The organism is uncultured Allobosea sp., assembly GCF_945957345.1.
Lineage (GTDB): Bacteria > Pseudomonadota > Alphaproteobacteria > Rhizobiales > Beijerinckiaceae > Allobosea.
Map to the genome: position 1 here is coordinate 26,800 of NZ_CAMFKW010000004.1, position 13,984 is coordinate 40,783.

At 58.4% G+C, this 13,984-nt stretch carries 21 protein-coding genes and 2 pseudogenes; 15 read left to right on the forward strand and 8 right to left on the reverse strand.

Translation table 11 applies throughout. From position 1 onward, the window contains the following. Positions 1 to 6: 6 nt before the first annotated feature. Positions 7 to 303 (reverse strand): hypothetical protein, encoded by a 297-nt coding sequence (locus Q0Q36_RS02810; RefSeq protein ID WP_293795354.1) that lies wholly within the window; start codon positions 301 to 303, stop codon positions 7 to 9. 341 nt (positions 304 to 644) lie between these two features. Continuing rightward, positions 645 to 908 carry a hypothetical protein gene (locus tag Q0Q36_RS02815; RefSeq protein ID WP_293795355.1) on the reverse strand — a complete coding sequence of 88 codons (264 nt, stop codon included), beginning with the start codon at positions 906 to 908 and terminating at the stop codon, positions 645 to 647. 319 nt (positions 909 to 1,227) lie between these two features. Between Q0Q36_RS02815 and Q0Q36_RS02820 the strand changes: the two genes are divergently transcribed. The 5 genes from Q0Q36_RS02820 (at position 1,228) to Q0Q36_RS02840 (ending at position 3,919) form a co-directional block, all read left to right on the forward strand. Beyond that, a complete protein-coding gene (locus Q0Q36_RS02820) occupies positions 1,228 to 2,346 on the forward strand; it encodes a helix-turn-helix transcriptional regulator (RefSeq protein WP_293795356.1) in 1,119 nt (372 codons plus the stop codon). Positions 2,347 to 2,395: 49 nt separating this feature from the next. Then, a complete protein-coding gene (locus Q0Q36_RS02825; RefSeq protein ID WP_293795357.1) occupies positions 2,396 to 2,881 on the forward strand; it encodes a hypothetical protein in 486 nt (161 codons plus the stop codon). Between the two features lie 62 nt (positions 2,882 to 2,943). Then, complete coding sequence (locus Q0Q36_RS02830; protein WP_293795358.1) at positions 2,944 to 3,183, forward strand: hypothetical protein; 240 nt, start codon at positions 2,944 to 2,946, stop codon at positions 3,181 to 3,183. Beyond that, positions 3,170 to 3,556 carry a hypothetical protein gene (locus Q0Q36_RS02835; protein ID WP_293795359.1) on the forward strand — a complete coding sequence of 129 codons (387 nt, stop codon included), beginning with the start codon at positions 3,170 to 3,172 and terminating at the stop codon, positions 3,554 to 3,556. The genes Q0Q36_RS02830 and Q0Q36_RS02835 overlap by 14 nt, the downstream gene beginning before the upstream one ends. 96 nt (positions 3,557 to 3,652) lie before the next feature. Then, on the forward strand, positions 3,653 to 3,919 hold the full coding sequence (locus tag Q0Q36_RS02840) for a hypothetical protein (RefSeq protein WP_293795361.1): 267 nt from the start codon (positions 3,653 to 3,655) through the stop codon (positions 3,917 to 3,919). Between the two features lie 141 nt (positions 3,920 to 4,060). Here the strand turns inward: Q0Q36_RS02840 and Q0Q36_RS02845 are convergent, their stop codons facing one another. From Q0Q36_RS02845 to Q0Q36_RS02855, 3 genes and pseudogenes are all read right to left on the reverse strand, one after another. After that, complete coding sequence (locus Q0Q36_RS02845) at positions 4,061 to 4,828, reverse strand: SDR family oxidoreductase (protein WP_293795363.1); 768 nt, start codon at positions 4,826 to 4,828, stop codon at positions 4,061 to 4,063. 646 nt (positions 4,829 to 5,474) lie between these two features. Next, on the reverse strand, positions 5,475 to 5,732 hold the full coding sequence (locus Q0Q36_RS02850; protein ID WP_293795365.1) for a hypothetical protein: 258 nt from the start codon (positions 5,730 to 5,732) through the stop codon (positions 5,475 to 5,477). Beyond that, positions 5,729 to 5,917 (reverse strand): annotated as a pseudogene (locus Q0Q36_RS02855) (helix-turn-helix domain-containing protein); the annotation flags it as partial. The pseudogene Q0Q36_RS02855 and the gene Q0Q36_RS02850, both read right to left, overlap by 4 nt. Before the next feature lie 156 nt (positions 5,918 to 6,073). Between Q0Q36_RS02855 and Q0Q36_RS02860 the strand changes: the two are divergent. Next, on the forward strand, positions 6,074 to 6,235 hold the full coding sequence (locus Q0Q36_RS02860; protein WP_293795366.1) for a hypothetical protein: 162 nt from the start codon (positions 6,074 to 6,076) through the stop codon (positions 6,233 to 6,235). A 160-nt stretch (positions 6,236 to 6,395) separates the two neighbouring features. Here Q0Q36_RS02860 and Q0Q36_RS02865 read toward each other — a convergent pair whose 3' ends face one another. Continuing rightward, positions 6,396 to 6,581 carry a hypothetical protein gene (locus Q0Q36_RS02865; RefSeq protein WP_293795367.1) on the reverse strand — a complete coding sequence of 62 codons (186 nt, stop codon included), beginning with the start codon at positions 6,579 to 6,581 and terminating at the stop codon, positions 6,396 to 6,398. Positions 6,582 to 6,694: 113 nt separating this feature from the next. Between Q0Q36_RS02865 and Q0Q36_RS02870 the strand changes: the two genes are divergently transcribed. The 6 genes and pseudogenes from Q0Q36_RS02870 to Q0Q36_RS02895 all read left to right on the forward strand — a co-directional run bounded on the left by Q0Q36_RS02870 (position 6,695) and on the right by Q0Q36_RS02895 (position 10,602). Continuing rightward, on the forward strand, positions 6,695 to 6,940 hold the full coding sequence (locus Q0Q36_RS02870; protein ID WP_293795368.1) for a hypothetical protein: 246 nt from the start codon (positions 6,695 to 6,697) through the stop codon (positions 6,938 to 6,940). A gap of 193 nt (positions 6,941 to 7,133) precedes the next feature. Continuing rightward, positions 7,134 to 7,559 (forward strand): annotated as a pseudogene (locus Q0Q36_RS02875) (ATP-dependent RecD-like DNA helicase); the annotation flags it as partial. A 67-nt stretch (positions 7,560 to 7,626) separates the two neighbouring features. Continuing rightward, positions 7,627 to 8,523 carry a DNA N-6-adenine-methyltransferase gene (locus Q0Q36_RS02880; RefSeq protein ID WP_293795369.1) on the forward strand — a complete coding sequence of 299 codons (897 nt, stop codon included), beginning with the start codon at positions 7,627 to 7,629 and terminating at the stop codon, positions 8,521 to 8,523. Positions 8,524 to 8,671: 148 nt separating this feature from the next. Beyond that, positions 8,672 to 9,880 (forward strand): hypothetical protein, encoded by a 1,209-nt coding sequence (locus Q0Q36_RS02885; protein ID WP_293795370.1) that lies wholly within the window; start codon positions 8,672 to 8,674, stop codon positions 9,878 to 9,880. Continuing rightward, the gene (locus tag Q0Q36_RS02890; protein WP_293795372.1) at positions 9,880 to 10,122 is read left to right on the forward strand and encodes a hypothetical protein; all 243 of its coding nucleotides are present in this window, start codon (positions 9,880 to 9,882) and stop codon (positions 10,120 to 10,122) included. Before Q0Q36_RS02885 ends, Q0Q36_RS02890 begins: the two co-directional genes overlap by 1 nt. Positions 10,123 to 10,125: 3 nt before the next feature. Beyond that, entirely contained in the window at positions 10,126 to 10,602 is a 477-nt protein-coding gene (locus tag Q0Q36_RS02895; protein ID WP_293795374.1) for a hypothetical protein, read from the forward strand. A 159-nt stretch (positions 10,603 to 10,761) separates the two neighbouring features. Here the strand turns inward: Q0Q36_RS02895 and Q0Q36_RS02900 are convergent, their stop codons facing one another. Then, positions 10,762 to 11,610 carry a hypothetical protein gene (locus Q0Q36_RS02900; protein ID WP_293795376.1) on the reverse strand — a complete coding sequence of 283 codons (849 nt, stop codon included), beginning with the start codon at positions 11,608 to 11,610 and terminating at the stop codon, positions 10,762 to 10,764. Positions 11,611 to 11,716: 106 nt separating this feature from the next. On the opposite strand from Q0Q36_RS02900, the gene Q0Q36_RS02905 reads away from it, so the two are divergent. Then, positions 11,717 to 12,250, forward strand: a complete 534-nt coding sequence (locus Q0Q36_RS02905) for a hypothetical protein (protein ID WP_293795378.1) — start codon at positions 11,717 to 11,719, stop codon at positions 12,248 to 12,250. After that, a complete protein-coding gene (locus Q0Q36_RS02910; RefSeq protein ID WP_293795379.1) occupies positions 12,250 to 12,828 on the forward strand; it encodes a hypothetical protein in 579 nt (192 codons plus the stop codon). The genes Q0Q36_RS02905 and Q0Q36_RS02910 overlap by 1 nt, the downstream gene beginning before the upstream one ends. 45 nt (positions 12,829 to 12,873) lie before the next feature. Here Q0Q36_RS02910 and Q0Q36_RS02915 read toward each other — a convergent pair whose 3' ends face one another. Further along, on the reverse strand, positions 12,874 to 13,191 hold the full coding sequence (locus Q0Q36_RS02915) for a hypothetical protein (RefSeq protein ID WP_293795380.1): 318 nt from the start codon (positions 13,189 to 13,191) through the stop codon (positions 12,874 to 12,876). Here Q0Q36_RS02915 and Q0Q36_RS02920 point away from each other — a divergent pair. After that, positions 13,190 to 13,729, forward strand: a complete 540-nt coding sequence (locus Q0Q36_RS02920; protein ID WP_293795381.1) for a hypothetical protein — start codon at positions 13,190 to 13,192, stop codon at positions 13,727 to 13,729. The two genes, Q0Q36_RS02915 and Q0Q36_RS02920, sit on opposite strands and share 2 nt — an antisense overlap. The last annotated feature ends 255 nt before the right edge of the window (positions 13,730 to 13,984 follow it).

Below are 13,984 nucleotides of genomic sequence, written 5' to 3' on the forward strand. Positions count from 1 at the left end.
AGAGGCTCAGCGGCGATTTGCCATTGTGCCCAGCCTCGCGTCGAGGTCCGCGTAGATTGCGATCGCATCCGCTTCGCGACCGTCGCGACAGGCGATCCGTGCATTGAGGAGCTTCATGGAGGCATCGGCCACGATCTCGGCAGGAAGACTCTGATCCTCCCCATGCCTCTCGATCAGGCCAAAGACAACCAGATCGCGCGAGGCGCAGGCTTCCGCCGAGCCAGCGCGGGCAATGCCCGATAAGCCAAGGAAACTGAGCAACAGAAGCGCGAAACCAACGCCAAGGGGCCGCCGATCAGGCATGATGCACCTCTTGAAGTGAGCGTTGCCGGGACCGTTCATCCGCCAGATTTGGGCGGGGCCGGTGCATTGCTCGGACCGGGTGCAGGCGACGATGTTCCTGCCGCTCCGTTCGCGCGTGTCTGATTGACTACATCGCCTGTTACGTCATGGAGGCAGACCGTCTCGAAGACCGAATATCCCTTCGGGCACACGTCCTGGGAACCCTGTGCAAGGGACACGCCGGGAACGCCCAGAAGAATGAATACAAGAGGAAATGCGGTGGTCAATTTCCGCAGAGACGGACAATCGTTTGATGCGTCCGACGAAGACGCCATGGCCGTTCTCCTTCTTATAGGCTCAGATCAGTTGGCGCTGGAATAGAATGGATCACCGAGGCGAACCTCATGACGGTGACGCAGTTCCATCAAATCATCGGCGCACTGCTTCAGTAGCGCAGACGATGCTCCATTCACGAATTTTGCACAGAACACTGTGGTTTCTTCAGCGATCATCCGGCTGTATTCAACTCGTGCTGTATCCCGGAGTTTTACTCCGATTGCATACGCTCCAACGCAGCCAGCAATAGCCAGTACCGCCAGTGCAGAAAACAGTTTGCGCGCGCCCATGGAACGCCTCATTGCTCGATCGGAATGATCTTGGCGAAACCCGTTTGCTTCCGCTCCCGCCATTTTGGGAAACCGTCGCCCGGAAGCCAAAATGTAGACCTCCTCCACAACCGGGATCACATTCCCCGGCGCGTTGCGGATTTTGAAGGAAAGGCTGTTTCTCCGAAGTGCCGCAACTGATTGTCAGGCGGCGTTCCGCTTCATTCTGCCTTCGTTTATCGTTCGACAGAGTTGGCAAGAAATCGACCGACGATTCTACCCCCAAACGGCGGGGGTATCGCTTCAGAAATGCCTTTAGAATGGCTATAAAGAAACGATCTTGTCCGCCGCAGGGCATAACCATATGCACCCAGATAAGGAACTCTCCGACTTGATCGGGTGCATTTACGATTGCGCCTTAGACAAAAGGCGCTGGCCTTCTGTTCTGGAGAAGCTTTGCGATGCGATGGGCGGAATATGCGCAGAATTGTCTGTTCTTAACACGCTGACAGGCGCTTCTGACATTATGGCTTTGCACAATTGGACCGCCGAATTCCTTCATGCGGTACAAGCCAATATCCATACAAGCCCTTTCAATGCCCTCGGTCTGGTCATGCCTCTAGCTGAACCATTCTGCGTATCGCGGGACTACGGATTGGAGGAAATGCGCCGCACCCCTTACTGGAAGCGCGTGATTAAGGGGCATGGCACGTCGGACTACCTTATCATCCCCCTGAAGCGCACGGTCGCCAAGCTTGCCTACCTCGGCGTCAATGTCAGCGAGGCGCGGGATGTATTTTCCGACCAGGATATCGAACTTGCGCGCGTCCTGGCTCCCCATGTCCAGCGATCAATCCATATTTCCGGCCTCATTGAACATCGGGATATCATAGAAGGCACCCTGCGAGGGATGCTGGAAACACTCGCAGCAGCAGCTTTTATCGTGCGCCCAGATGGCAGCATAGACTACCGTAATCATCAGGCTGAACGGTATCTATCGGAGGGCTATTTTGTAAAAGAGAGCAATAATCGCCTTGTCGCGACGCACCATGGTGCCATCGAATTCCTCGGGACTGCTTTGAATTCAGCCCAATCAGTTTCAGTTGCATCAGACGCATACATTGATGGGTGTAATGAGCAGTCACTTCATATGACATGCCTGCGGCTAGGTGAGGAAAGTGCCAACAGAGAGTATCTCATCCTCCTGCGGTCGCCGGAGCCTGAACTGCGGACGCCCATTCAGGCTGCCACAAAACTCTTCGCTTTAACCGCGCGGGAAACGCAGATTCTGGCCCAATTGCTGCAAGGGCAGAGCTTGCAGGAGATCGGTGATTTTCTGGGCGTCGCCCGATCAACAGTGAAGATGCATCTCGATTCAATCTACGCCAAGAGCAAGACAAGACGCCAATCCGATCTCGTCAAAACCGTCATGGGCATCGTTCCCAATTTACGCATGTAGAACATTTCTCGGTCGGGCATTTATTGCGCCTAGTCTAGGGGGGCATCTTATGGCCTACACGATGAAGGTCGATTTGGGAGAGGTCTTGCAGCAGGTCTACAATGTCAGCCGCCCCGTAGGTCCTGGCTTGTACGCTCCCTATGCACGTGACGATGTGTTGCTCGTGCAAACGCTTATCAAGCTCGCCAACTTCACCCGTTTCCATCCTGGACACGGCCCGGTTGAACGCAGCAGGTCCATCAAGATCGACGGCATCTTCGGTCCGCAGACCCAGCGTCTGCTCAAGGCTTTTGAGCAGAACCAACAGCGAGACGGCAAACTTCTCATCAGCGACGGGATCGTCGAACCTGCCCCCAGGGACGGATACACGCGCTCAGGCGTGCAATACAAAATCATCCATCTGAACCGCGAAGCCAAAGATGCAGGCTGGGAGTACCAGAACCTGCCATTTGAAACGACGACACATCCGCTCTTGCGGGCGTCACTGGCGAAGGGCGCGACGAAGCCAACCCCTGTGAGGCCATTTCCTTCCTGACGACGCTTGAGCCTTGGGGGCGAAATTCGCGCCGAGGCAGGCGCGCCATGGTGGGGGGCCACGTGAAGACAAACGACACGATCGATCAGGCGTGGATCGAGATTTCCTCAAGGCTTGCCAACGGCGAGACCACGATCCGCTGGTACGTCGAATATTGCTCGGCCGCGAACAGGTGCGTCGTCGCAGATCGAAGAACCGAGGACGAGGCGATATCGGCGGCGATGGGCTGGGAGCTACCAATCGTCCATTCCCGTCACTCCGCAGGGGACGAAAACAGGGAAGGCCACGTTGCGCAGCTTTGAAGAGAATAGACGTATTTTCCACCGACACTCTGCTTTCGATCCGCGTCGGCCAAAGCTGAGCCGGATGAGGCAAGCTTTCGCGCTCTCAATCTGCATTGGTGTCGTGTGGGGGGCCGCAGCAGCTACCGCGCAGCCAATGACACGTCAGGCGCGGGCGTGCTTCGCCTGGGACAAAGAACTGCACCGCATGCTGAATTCGAGCGAGCAATTCAGTATTCACGCCCCCGAATTGCGTCAAAGCATTCGCTTTGAAGCCGGAAGGCTGCGAGAGCGGTGCATTCGGGACATCAGCATGGCGTCCCTCAGCCGGTATGTGATGCTGATGAAAATGCTCTACGACGATGAGGCCGACGAGGTCGAGAGTTTCGATTGAACCGAGATGAGCCGGGCAATAACGTAGCGTCGTCACGGCGCATTGCATGAGGAACGCGTGTCTCGACCGATATCGTTGTTTCAAGCAGCGGGCCTCATGCAGCGGCTACGCAAATTCGCCCCCGAAATTGATATTGCAGAAGCCCAGATCGTGCTGACTGTCGCGCACCGGCCGGGCATTCTTCAGAGCGAGCTTACGCGCGAGATGGGCTCCAAACAGTCCAGGGTATCACGCCAACTTGGCGCTTTGTTCGAAGAACACGGCTACATCAGTATCAACGAAGTTTCGACCAACCGGCGCTGCAACGAACTACATCTGACCGAGAAGGGAGAAGCGTTGGTGGCGGCGCTGATCCACCGCTGATGAGAAAGCCGTCTCGGCATTGGCGACTCCGAGACGGCTTTCCGATGTGGCCTTGACCGCCGCACCGCCCCGAACGGAGCAGTCCCTTATTGCCGGGATTTGGGGCGGAATTCGGCCGCTGCAAAGCTCGCCAGCCAGTGATCAATAGGCGCGCGTAAAACCGCCGTCGTGCAGAATGTTCAAGCCCGTCATGTGGTCTGAAAATGACGACAGCAGCCCCTCGATCACCGCCGCGACCTCCGAGGGTTCCCCATATTTCTTGAGGGGAACGTTGTCTGTCTCGTTGGCGAGTTGCGCTTCGTAGGAAACACCAGCCTTCTGAGCCCTCTCGGCAATCTTGTTCTGATACCAGGGCGAGAGCGTGCCACCGAGGGACAGCGTGTTGACATGGATACCACGGCTTCCGAGAGCGAAGGCGAGGGTCTTGGCTTCGCCGACCCATGCCGTTCGAATGACGTTGGCTGTCGCGTAGTGGCTGAGCACCTGCGCTGACGAGACGCCCGAGATAATGACAATCTTGGCGCGACGCCCTTGTGCAGGGTTGGGGGCAATGCGCGCGACAGCGGCTTTCAACAGGGAAAGGGGGCCAATGAAACTCAACTGAAACAGATCGCGCCACACGTCCGGTGACGGCATCGGATCAGGAGCAGCATGCGGCTGGGGCGGCATCAGCACCAGCCCGTCGAGGGCAAGCTGTTCGCTGTCCATTCGCGCCGCCAATCCACTGATAGAACTGTCTTGTCCCATATCGGCTGCCACGGCGAGGTGTGCCCCGCCGAGTTCGGTAGCCAGGGAATTGAGCTTGGCCTGATCGCGCGCTACGAGCACCAAACGATGATTGAGAGCCAACCTTCGGCAGATTGCTTCGCCGATTCCACCAGTCGCTCCGGTAATCAAATAAGTTGCCATCGCTCGCTCCCCTTTGCCGTTCGACACCTATCTTGGTTTTTCTTCGTAGACCGGCGAGGCATGTCGCCGGGGCATCTGCGCGATCATGCTTCAGGGTTGGATCAAGGACCACGCGGAATTTCCCTAGAGCCCAACCTCTCCGAAGAGTCAGAACCTTGGCCATCAGACCTTCTTCGGGGGAATGAATCCGGGCCGATCAAATTGCTCGGAATTCATTTGCCTCGAATTCGTCGATCCGGGTCAGCGTGTTCCGATGAGCAACTATCGCCAATGCCGAGCTTTTCTCACACACGCGTTTCTCGCGCTTGATGGCGAGACGCCAGAGGACAATCGCCTCCGGCGCGCGATTGAGCTTCTGCTGGAGGCCGTCGCACGCACTGAACGAGATGTGCCCCGTTCAAATGTTGTGCCGTTTCCTGCGCCGTCAAATCTCTCGAATATCCCGCGAATTCAACAGCCGGGATCGTGACGGCGTACGCGCTCTGCGCTTATGATCGAACTGTTCGTACCGCGAGACACGTTACGGACTGGTACCGGGCGGCCACATCTACCCCCCCCAGAAGGCCGCCCGGCACCAATCAGGTGGACGGGACAGGCCCCTCCGGCAAGCAGCGCAATGCGTCAGTCCGCTCGATCCAAGGTGCCCTCATTGCTGCGGTGGCTGAAGGCCGCTTTCCAGTACGGCCCGCGCCGCTATGAACGCAGCGTCTTGCGTCGGCACGGCGACCTGTTGTTGTTCCAGCAGCATGAGAGCCATTTCGTAGATTTCCCGCACGTCTGCCGATTCGAGTACGCCCTTTTGCACGAGGCAGCGCAGGAGGCCCGCCATGGTCGCGGACAGGACGAGATTACTCGCAGCCGTCGTTTGTGTTTCGGACGTTGGCATCAGCGCGACATTCGTCACTGTGTCAGAGGCTGTGACGGCTCTGGCACCTCATAGCCCTCCGCTTGATAGAGGCTGATCTTGTTACGGAGGGTGCGGATGGCGATGTCGAGCAGCTTTGCGGCGTGCGTGCGATTGCCGTCCGTCTGGCGCAACGTCGCCAGGATCAGGTCGCGTTCGACATCGGGAAGCGTCCGGCCGACCAGCCGTTCCACGACGGCCTGATCCGAATGATAGTTGTGCATGGCCGCAGTCCTCTCTGAGCCCCCATACCCTGATGGACCTCCCAAGGGGACGCCTGCATGCTTAAGAATTGGTGAATGCACTCTGGAGATATAGGCAGGAGCACGTGGCGGCAGGCCGTGGGTATTTCGGACAAAATCCTCAGGGGTGAGAGGCCGGGCGAAATGCCGGTCGCGATGCTTTCCAAACGAGAACTCATCGTCAGCCTTCAGGCGGTGAAGGCCATCGGAGCAACTGCTTCCCCTGAGGTCGTGAAACGTGCCGATTGCGTCATTGAATGATCTGACCCATGGTGAAGGCACGCTAGATCGACCTCTTGACCTTACAGAATAACTGCCTCAACCTTCATCCGTTCGAGACTTCTTACGGACCCCCACCATACCTTACCCCGCCCCGAAAAGGCGGGGTTCTTGTTGATGGGAACCTTGACGATATTCCGCCTCAATGCCGCGCATCCTCGTTGCCGATCATCTCCACCTTGAAACTCAGCATCTGCTCGAACAGCGGGGGCTTTCGGAAACCCTCTTCCTTCAGCCGACTTGGGGCGCGCTTCTGCGCCCGGCTTTCTATGAGGCCGAGCCACGCCAGAGGTCGAAGGACGCGTGCCACCAGGACGAAGCCCGTCAAAGGCGGATTGATATAACGATTTTATGTACGGCACCTCATTTCAGTTGTCGCTTTCTCTTGTGGCCTTCTTTAAATAGAAGCGTTGATTTGCAGTTTGCTCACGGATTTTTAGAATGCCGAAGTTTCTTGTAACCGTTGAGTTCCGCAGAGTTGCAATAATTGAAATTGAGGCCGAGGACGGCCTTGACGCAAGAAGTAAAGTCGGAAATTACGAATTTGACGAAGATATTATAGGTGATTTATGCGGGTGGCGAGTTCTCTCAACTGAGAAACACGTCGAATCTACTGAAATTGATCTGGGTAGTCATTCAGCATTATCTATGGAAATAGATAATCAAATGAAGTCGCCCTTCAAATAATAATCGTAGAATTCTTTGTCGAGCGCCCTTATGTAACGTTCGCTCATGCGGTGCGTTTTGAGGAAGCGCTTTCGATTGAAAGCGTGATGCAGTATCTACAACCTTGGTTGCCAAAGTCGGTCTGATTTTACGGTCAAATTAAGAAGGTTTTGTTGAAATATTTTGCGCTGACAAAATATATAACCTAACGAATTCTGTCGAATACTTCAGCCATGCCTTTGCTGTCGGCGATCGTATCATACAGGCGGTCAATGACTACGACCGCGAGGTTTTCAACGGCGATCTCGGCATGGTCATCGGCATCGATGACGAGGAAGGCGCGCTGACCGCCGAGTTCGACGGGCGCGTCGTGTCCTACCCGTACGGCGAACTGGACACGCTCGTGCTGGCCTATGCCACGACGATCCACAAATCCCAGGGCTCGGAATAACCCGCCGTCGTGATCCCGGTGGCGACCCAGCACTACATGATGCTTGCCCGCAACCTGCTCTACACGGGCGTCACGCGTGGAAAGCGGCTGGTCGTCATCGTCGGCCAGAAGCGTGCCCTGGCGATGGCGGTCAGGGCTGGCGGCAAGCGCCGATGGACGAAACTGCGGGAGTGGCTGGGATCGGATTGACCGGGGCGAGAGCACCTGCTCTAGCGGCCGACAGTCAGCGCGATCATCGGAAGAAAAATACCGGAAAATGAGGATCGGTGATGTGGTGCGCGACGCCCGGAAGTCGCAAGGCATGACGCTGTCCGAATTGGCCTCTCGTTCGTCGTGCAGCGTCTCCAGCCTGTTCGAACTTGAGACGAATGGGCTCGGCACGGTTGCGCTCTTGAAGCGTGTCGTGAAGGCACTCGATCTCAAGTTCGTGGGCTTGCCGGGGCACGGTCCTGTTTTCGAGCGCCTGCGTCTTCGCCGGGAATACCTTGGACTGGCCAAGTCGGAGGTCGCTGCCAAGGCTGGTGTTTCGCCTGACGCGCTTGCTTGCCTGGAGCGCGGCGAAGCCCGCATCGCGACGATGGAGCGCGTCGCGAAACGGCTCGCGCCGAAATTGCGGCCCCGAGCGCCGGAGATTTCCAGATATGGCGGTGGCGTCAGGAATGAACGGCTGACCGACCACGGTGTCTGGGAGAGGATCGAGAAGGCCATCGGCGTCTCGCCGATCGACCTGGACCCCTGCGGTCACGTGCTATCGCCGGTCCGTGCGAAACGCCGATACTCGGTCGAAGACGATGGGCTCAAGCAGCAATGGGTTGCCGATTGGGCTTACGTGAACCCGCCCTACGCGTTCACCGCCGCCTTCATCACCAAGGCCGTCGCGGAATGGCAGGCAGATCGCCTCAAGAACGCGATCCTGCTGCTCCCCTCGAACACGCAACTGGCCGTTTTCCACGACAAGCTCGTCGGGAACGCGGATATTCTGCTGTTGCGGTCTCGGCTTCAATTTCTCGATGAGACCGGGCAGCGGCTCGGGAAAATCCCGTTCGGCCACTATATCGCGATGCTGGGCGGTTCGGGCGAAATCCTCGACCGGCTCATGGCTGGCTTTCCCTCGGTTCATTTGCCCAAGGATGCGCGCCGGACATCTGGCTGACCATTGCCAAAGTCTCTCTCGCGTCGTGGTGCCGTTCTGAGATCGGATTAACTGCCGAGTGATGATGTTAGCCCCGTTGCGACAAAAGTGATCGACAAAAATCAGAACGCCATCATGCTTGTTGGCTGAAACAAGCATGGAGCAACACTTGGAACAAGTTGAGCGGCAGCCGCACTACCCTCGTCCTGTCCGGGGATATGCTCTCGATGCAGCCGCAAAACTTGAAGCCGCAAGCCCCCATTTCCTATTGAAACTGCTGTTTAGTAGCGCTCGCCTTCGTCAGAGCTTTTTCGCATTTGCTGCCGAGTCATATCTCGACCGCCCGAGGGACTTCCTGGATCGGGTCGCGCAGTACGCGCCGGATGTTCTGCATGGCCTGGAGCATCTCGATCCGATCGCGCAGGTCGCGCGCGCGCTGATCCTGATGAAACCTCGGCGGGTGATCGAGGCGTTGTTCGGTTCCTGTCCCGATGGATATCTCGGCTTGTTGGCCCGCCTCGGCTGCGATCCGCAATATGGCAAGGAAACGTACCGCGCTGCCTTCGGCCTGTTCGCCGATCCGCGCAACCGACACCGGGCGAAGGTGCTCGGGCAACTGCCCGGCCGCATCACCGCCGAGCATATCGCCGTGATGGCGGGACTCGATGACGTGCTTCTGCACAGGGCGGTGCTGGAGAGAACCAAACCCGCCGAAGTGCAGGCTCTGAACACTTTCGCCGAGATGATCGCCGACTTGTGCAACGCGACGCCGGAAACGATCAAACACAGCCTCGACAAGCTGAATGTCGGTACGAAAGGCGTCGGGATGGACGAGTGGGCGCAGGGCTGGCTTGGGCGGCAGGTTCGGCTGCCTTTCGATCCGCCGATTCCGGCATCCGACCCCGATTTCAAGCTTTGCCTTGGGGTCGAACTGACTTCTTTGGGTCGGCGATTTCGAAACTGTGCTGGCCAACGGCAGTCGTACACTTTTCTCGGGGAGCGGCTGATCTACGAGTGGATCAGGCCCGGTGAAACGGCGGTGCTCGAACTCCTGCGGCTCACCAGCGGCGGGGAGACGAAATGGGTCTGCGAGGATTTGCTCGGACGCGCGAATAGGCGCGTCAGCCCAGAATTGGCTGCCTCGGTTCAAGCGAAGCTCGACCAACATGGCATTCTATATCAATCGCTGACGCGTCCTTCAGTCGAGAAGCTGGCGATGCACAGGTTGCTCGACCACACTGCTCCGTTCGCCTGGGACGGGCGCGCCGACGATGCGGATGACGCGAACGGCGATGCGGATGACGCGAACGGCGATGCCGCGATCGAGCAGATGCTCGGCGAGCTTGAGCAGAAAGTTCACGGCCAGGAGGTGGCTTGATGGGTGCGGTCATCCTCGCCCAGGTTCAGGATCAGCCCGCCCGCGAGAGCATTCGCGACGCCCGAGGGATGATCGTCGGCGTTATCGAGCGTCAGCGGTTGACCGGGAATCTCGTAGCGCGCGATCGCAACGGTACTATTATCGGCGTTTACGAGGAGCGCTCCCGGACGACCCGCGATGCGCACGGACGACTTGTCGGCACGACCAATCTGCTTCCGGCACTCCTGCTGTGGGCTCGTTGAACCATGCGGGTGCTCCTCGTCTTCACGTTCATCGGCTGGATCATGTCGCTGCCCTGGGCGGCGCTATTCGCCTATTTCGCGTTGATCGTCGTCGCGATCGTGGTGATGTGGTTCCTGTCGGTTTCGATAGAGCGCCATGCCATTTCGCCCTCGCGCGGCGGAAACACCATCGACCCCCACTACGTCGCGGCGCTCGAAGGCATGGTGGCGGAGGCGGAAGCGCAGGTGGAGACCCTGCGGGCCGAGGTCGAGCGACTTCGCACGTCCCGTTCTGTTTCGGAGCCTGATCCGAAGGCCGCCCTGTACGGTCGAGTCGGACTCAGTTCTTGTGCACCCGATTGGCTGATCTTGGCGGCACGCCGAGCCTACCGGGCCAAACTTCATCCCGATCGGCATCCTGAACACCACAAGCGGGAAGCTGACCTTCGATTCAAGCTGGCGGAGGCCACGTTCGACCAGATCGCGTCCTCGCGATCGTAGCCGGGCGATGGGGTTCCGTCGCCCTTCGGCGGTAACGGAATCGATACCGCCGAAAAAATCGACCAGTTCACGAATCGATACCACTCTGCCGCCCTTCTGCCGCGCGAACCAGGAACAGGAACGTGCGACGGTCGCACGTTCCTGTTGCTTGGACCTCCCTCATTGTTCCGGCGCGTGCTTGAGCACCAGGGCGCGCAATTCCTTTTCGGTCAGAGGGATCAACCGCAGCACGTCGCCGCCCCGGTTGAGCGAAAGCCAGAGACCGGATGGGCAGGTTTCGCCATCTGACGGCTCGATATTGCCGATGGGTGAACAGCCTGTGACGGCTTCGGTGAAGGTTGCGCGCTCCTCCGCATCACGCTCCTGATGCTTCTGGCGCTGGGCATCCTTGAGCTTCTTCGACCCACGAAGCGTGACTTCAGCACGGTTGAAGCCGCGACACGCGACGCCGTTGATGACCACCTCCTCGGTGAGCCACTGTGCAACGGCGGTCTCCGTTTCGGCTACTTCATCATGTTCGAGCGCCGTCACGACCCGCGCCCATTCATGCTCCGTGCTCTTCTTGACCTTGATACCCGCCTCGCCCAGCAAGGCCCGGACGGTTTGCTTGTGGAACGGCGTGTCTGCGCGGACTTTTACCTTGGCCCGCTCCAGGCGCTGACGGTGCCTTTCCTGATCGCGCTTGCCGTCCAGCGACAGCCTGTAGATGCGGCCCAACAGCGTATGGAGAAGTTCCTGGCGGCGTTGCTCGTCCATGAGCATATCACCGTGAACGCGACGAAGTTCTTCCGTGGCCTGCATCAGAAGGAGGTCGGAACCTCCGAGGAGCGGCAGCACATCGGCGCTCGGCGGTAGTGCTTCATCCTGGCCGAGCGGAGCCACAAGGCTGGACACCTCTATCCGGCGGGCGGCGCGCGCCTCGCGCTTTTGCTTGCCGTCGCCCATTGCCTTCGACCAGCCCTTCGCGCCGTAAACGCTGCGCTTGGCCCTCTGATTCAACGCTGACATGACCAAAACTCCTACTCTCGAATTGCCTCCGTCGCGATCGGGCTTGACCACGATTTCAACAGTGTGTACTAATAAAAGTACACAGTCAAGCGGTAGGGAAATGGCGATGTCCCCTGATGAAGTGAAAGCGTGCCGGGCCGGGCTTCGGTTGACGCAACCAGAGTTCGGAAAGTGCATTGGAGTGAGCCGCACATCCGCGATTCAATACGAGACAGGACGGCGGCTCGATACAAAGCAGCCGATCCAGATCGGGAAGGGCACCGACATGGCCTGCGGCGCGGCGTGGCTGGGCGTCGAAGGTTACACCGCGATCATCGCTGCCGCTGAACGCGCAGATGCGCAGGTCGGCGACTTTCCGCCGATCCTTCCTAGCAACGCTGTTGAGCCGTGGGCGGCGGAAGCTGCTTTACACGAACTCGAAAAGCGCGGGTTCCGCATCGGCGAACACCGTCTAACGTTCCCATTGTTGAGTACGCTGGCGGTCTGGCCGCAGATCACGCGGTGGTGCCCTGGGCACGGGATTTCTACTCCCAATCTCCATCCGGTCATCAGCGCGTCAGTTCCCACTATTGCAATCCTGGAATTCGCGACGGCGAATGACGCTATCAACTTCAAAATGTTCTGCACTGGAGGCCGGTGATGGCGAACCGCTGGCACATTCTCGCGGCTAAAGCTCAGCCGGGCTCAAACCAGCCCGGACTAACGAACTGGCAGTTTGGTGCTCTGATGGAAGACGTTATTCGCGAGAATGGCGGTAGCGTCGTTCGGGAGCCCACCTACAGCGAGACCCAAGAATTTCAAGATTCAATGCTCCTGCATAAGTTTCATTGGGCGGTTGCACTTACCGAGAACTCGGGATTCTCCGCGAAGATGCATCTCCCATCTGGCGTCGAGTTTGAATTCTGGACGGATCGGGAAATGGACCCCACCAAGCGGGCTGTTGCCGCCGATCCGATGCGCTACAAGACTTGGATGTACACTGATCTAAAATGTCACAATCAGGTCCGTTCTCGCTATTTGAGTACGCCTCATAGAACTTCCGATGGCCGAAAGATTCAGTACGCCTATAGCACACAAAAGAATATCGCTGGCTATTTTCTGACATGGCGACAAATTGTGAATTCTAACGGAATTCACTATATGTCAGATCGGGACGAAATTATTGCCTGCAAGCTTCGCCGTGAAGCTAGGCAGATTATGATTGATCGGTCCAAATAGCCTACCTTTGAGATTTAGAGGCCGAATGGTTTTGGAAGCGGACGCTCAAAATCTGTATCGGAACCAATCGGCTTCGTAGAGGTCGGCGAAGCGGTAGAGCTTCCCGACCTCTTTGCCGTCCTCGGTCAGGGTGTCCACCCAGAACGGGCGCTTGCAGTGCTCAGCAATCCAGCGGCGACGTTCGTCCTGGAGGCGCAAGAACCGGTCATCACCCAGGTGGCTGCGGAGTAGCCCCGGCTGTCGGACGGCGTGAGGATGGCTTCGGCGACGCTCTTCGAGGACCGCGTCGAAAAATTCTCGGTGATTGGGAAATGGAGGGCGCATCACATATTTAGTCGGGCGGCTGACCGATAAATACGGCATGTCCCGTTCATGCTGCTCGGCCCATCGGTGCTCATCGATCTCGTGTCCTGGCTGCGCGTGGCGCTATTCGCGCCATATCGCCCGCGAAATCCTCGCCTACGAGCCTCGTCACCTCTTCGCGATGACAATCGAGCGCTCCGCTCCTGGTCCGGGCGATTTCGGGCAGTGGCGAAAAGCCATCCACAATGCGGCGTCCTACCAGCGACGGCGGTATCGTCGATGGCGGGGTGTTGGCATCTGGGGCTGGCATACCGGTGCTGACATTCGCGGCCTCGTCGCGCTCGACCCGATCGGGGCGACCGAATTCACGCTCGCGTTCCGCCGACATGGGGAGGTTCACCTGCGGCTGATCCGCGATGAGGATGTTCGCGTCGAGGTGTATCGCGCGGTGCAGTCGATTCCGGCGACCTGGGCGGATCACAGATCGGGCCGGTACCAGTCGCTCAAGATCGCGATCGTGCCGATGACGACGGCGAAGTCTTCCACGCCGACCATCCCCGCCCAGGTCATCGAGCCTCTCCCGATGATCCTGTTCTGAACGTCTGACGGTCGCACGTCGCCACGCCCGTTCCGACCGTCCCGGCAGCCTGTTCCAAAAACCCTCCCGGATTCTCACTCCTGACCGTCATCGCAAACCCCTGTGGAATCGGTGCTGGCGACGATCCCCGAGGATTTCGGCGAGCGTGGTCGGAACCATCTGGTTCTGATCGTCACCCGCCCACGACGGCGGCGTCGCAATAACGGTCGTTTCCGCGACGCTGCTGATGTGGGCGGGATCGTCGGGGATTCTGCT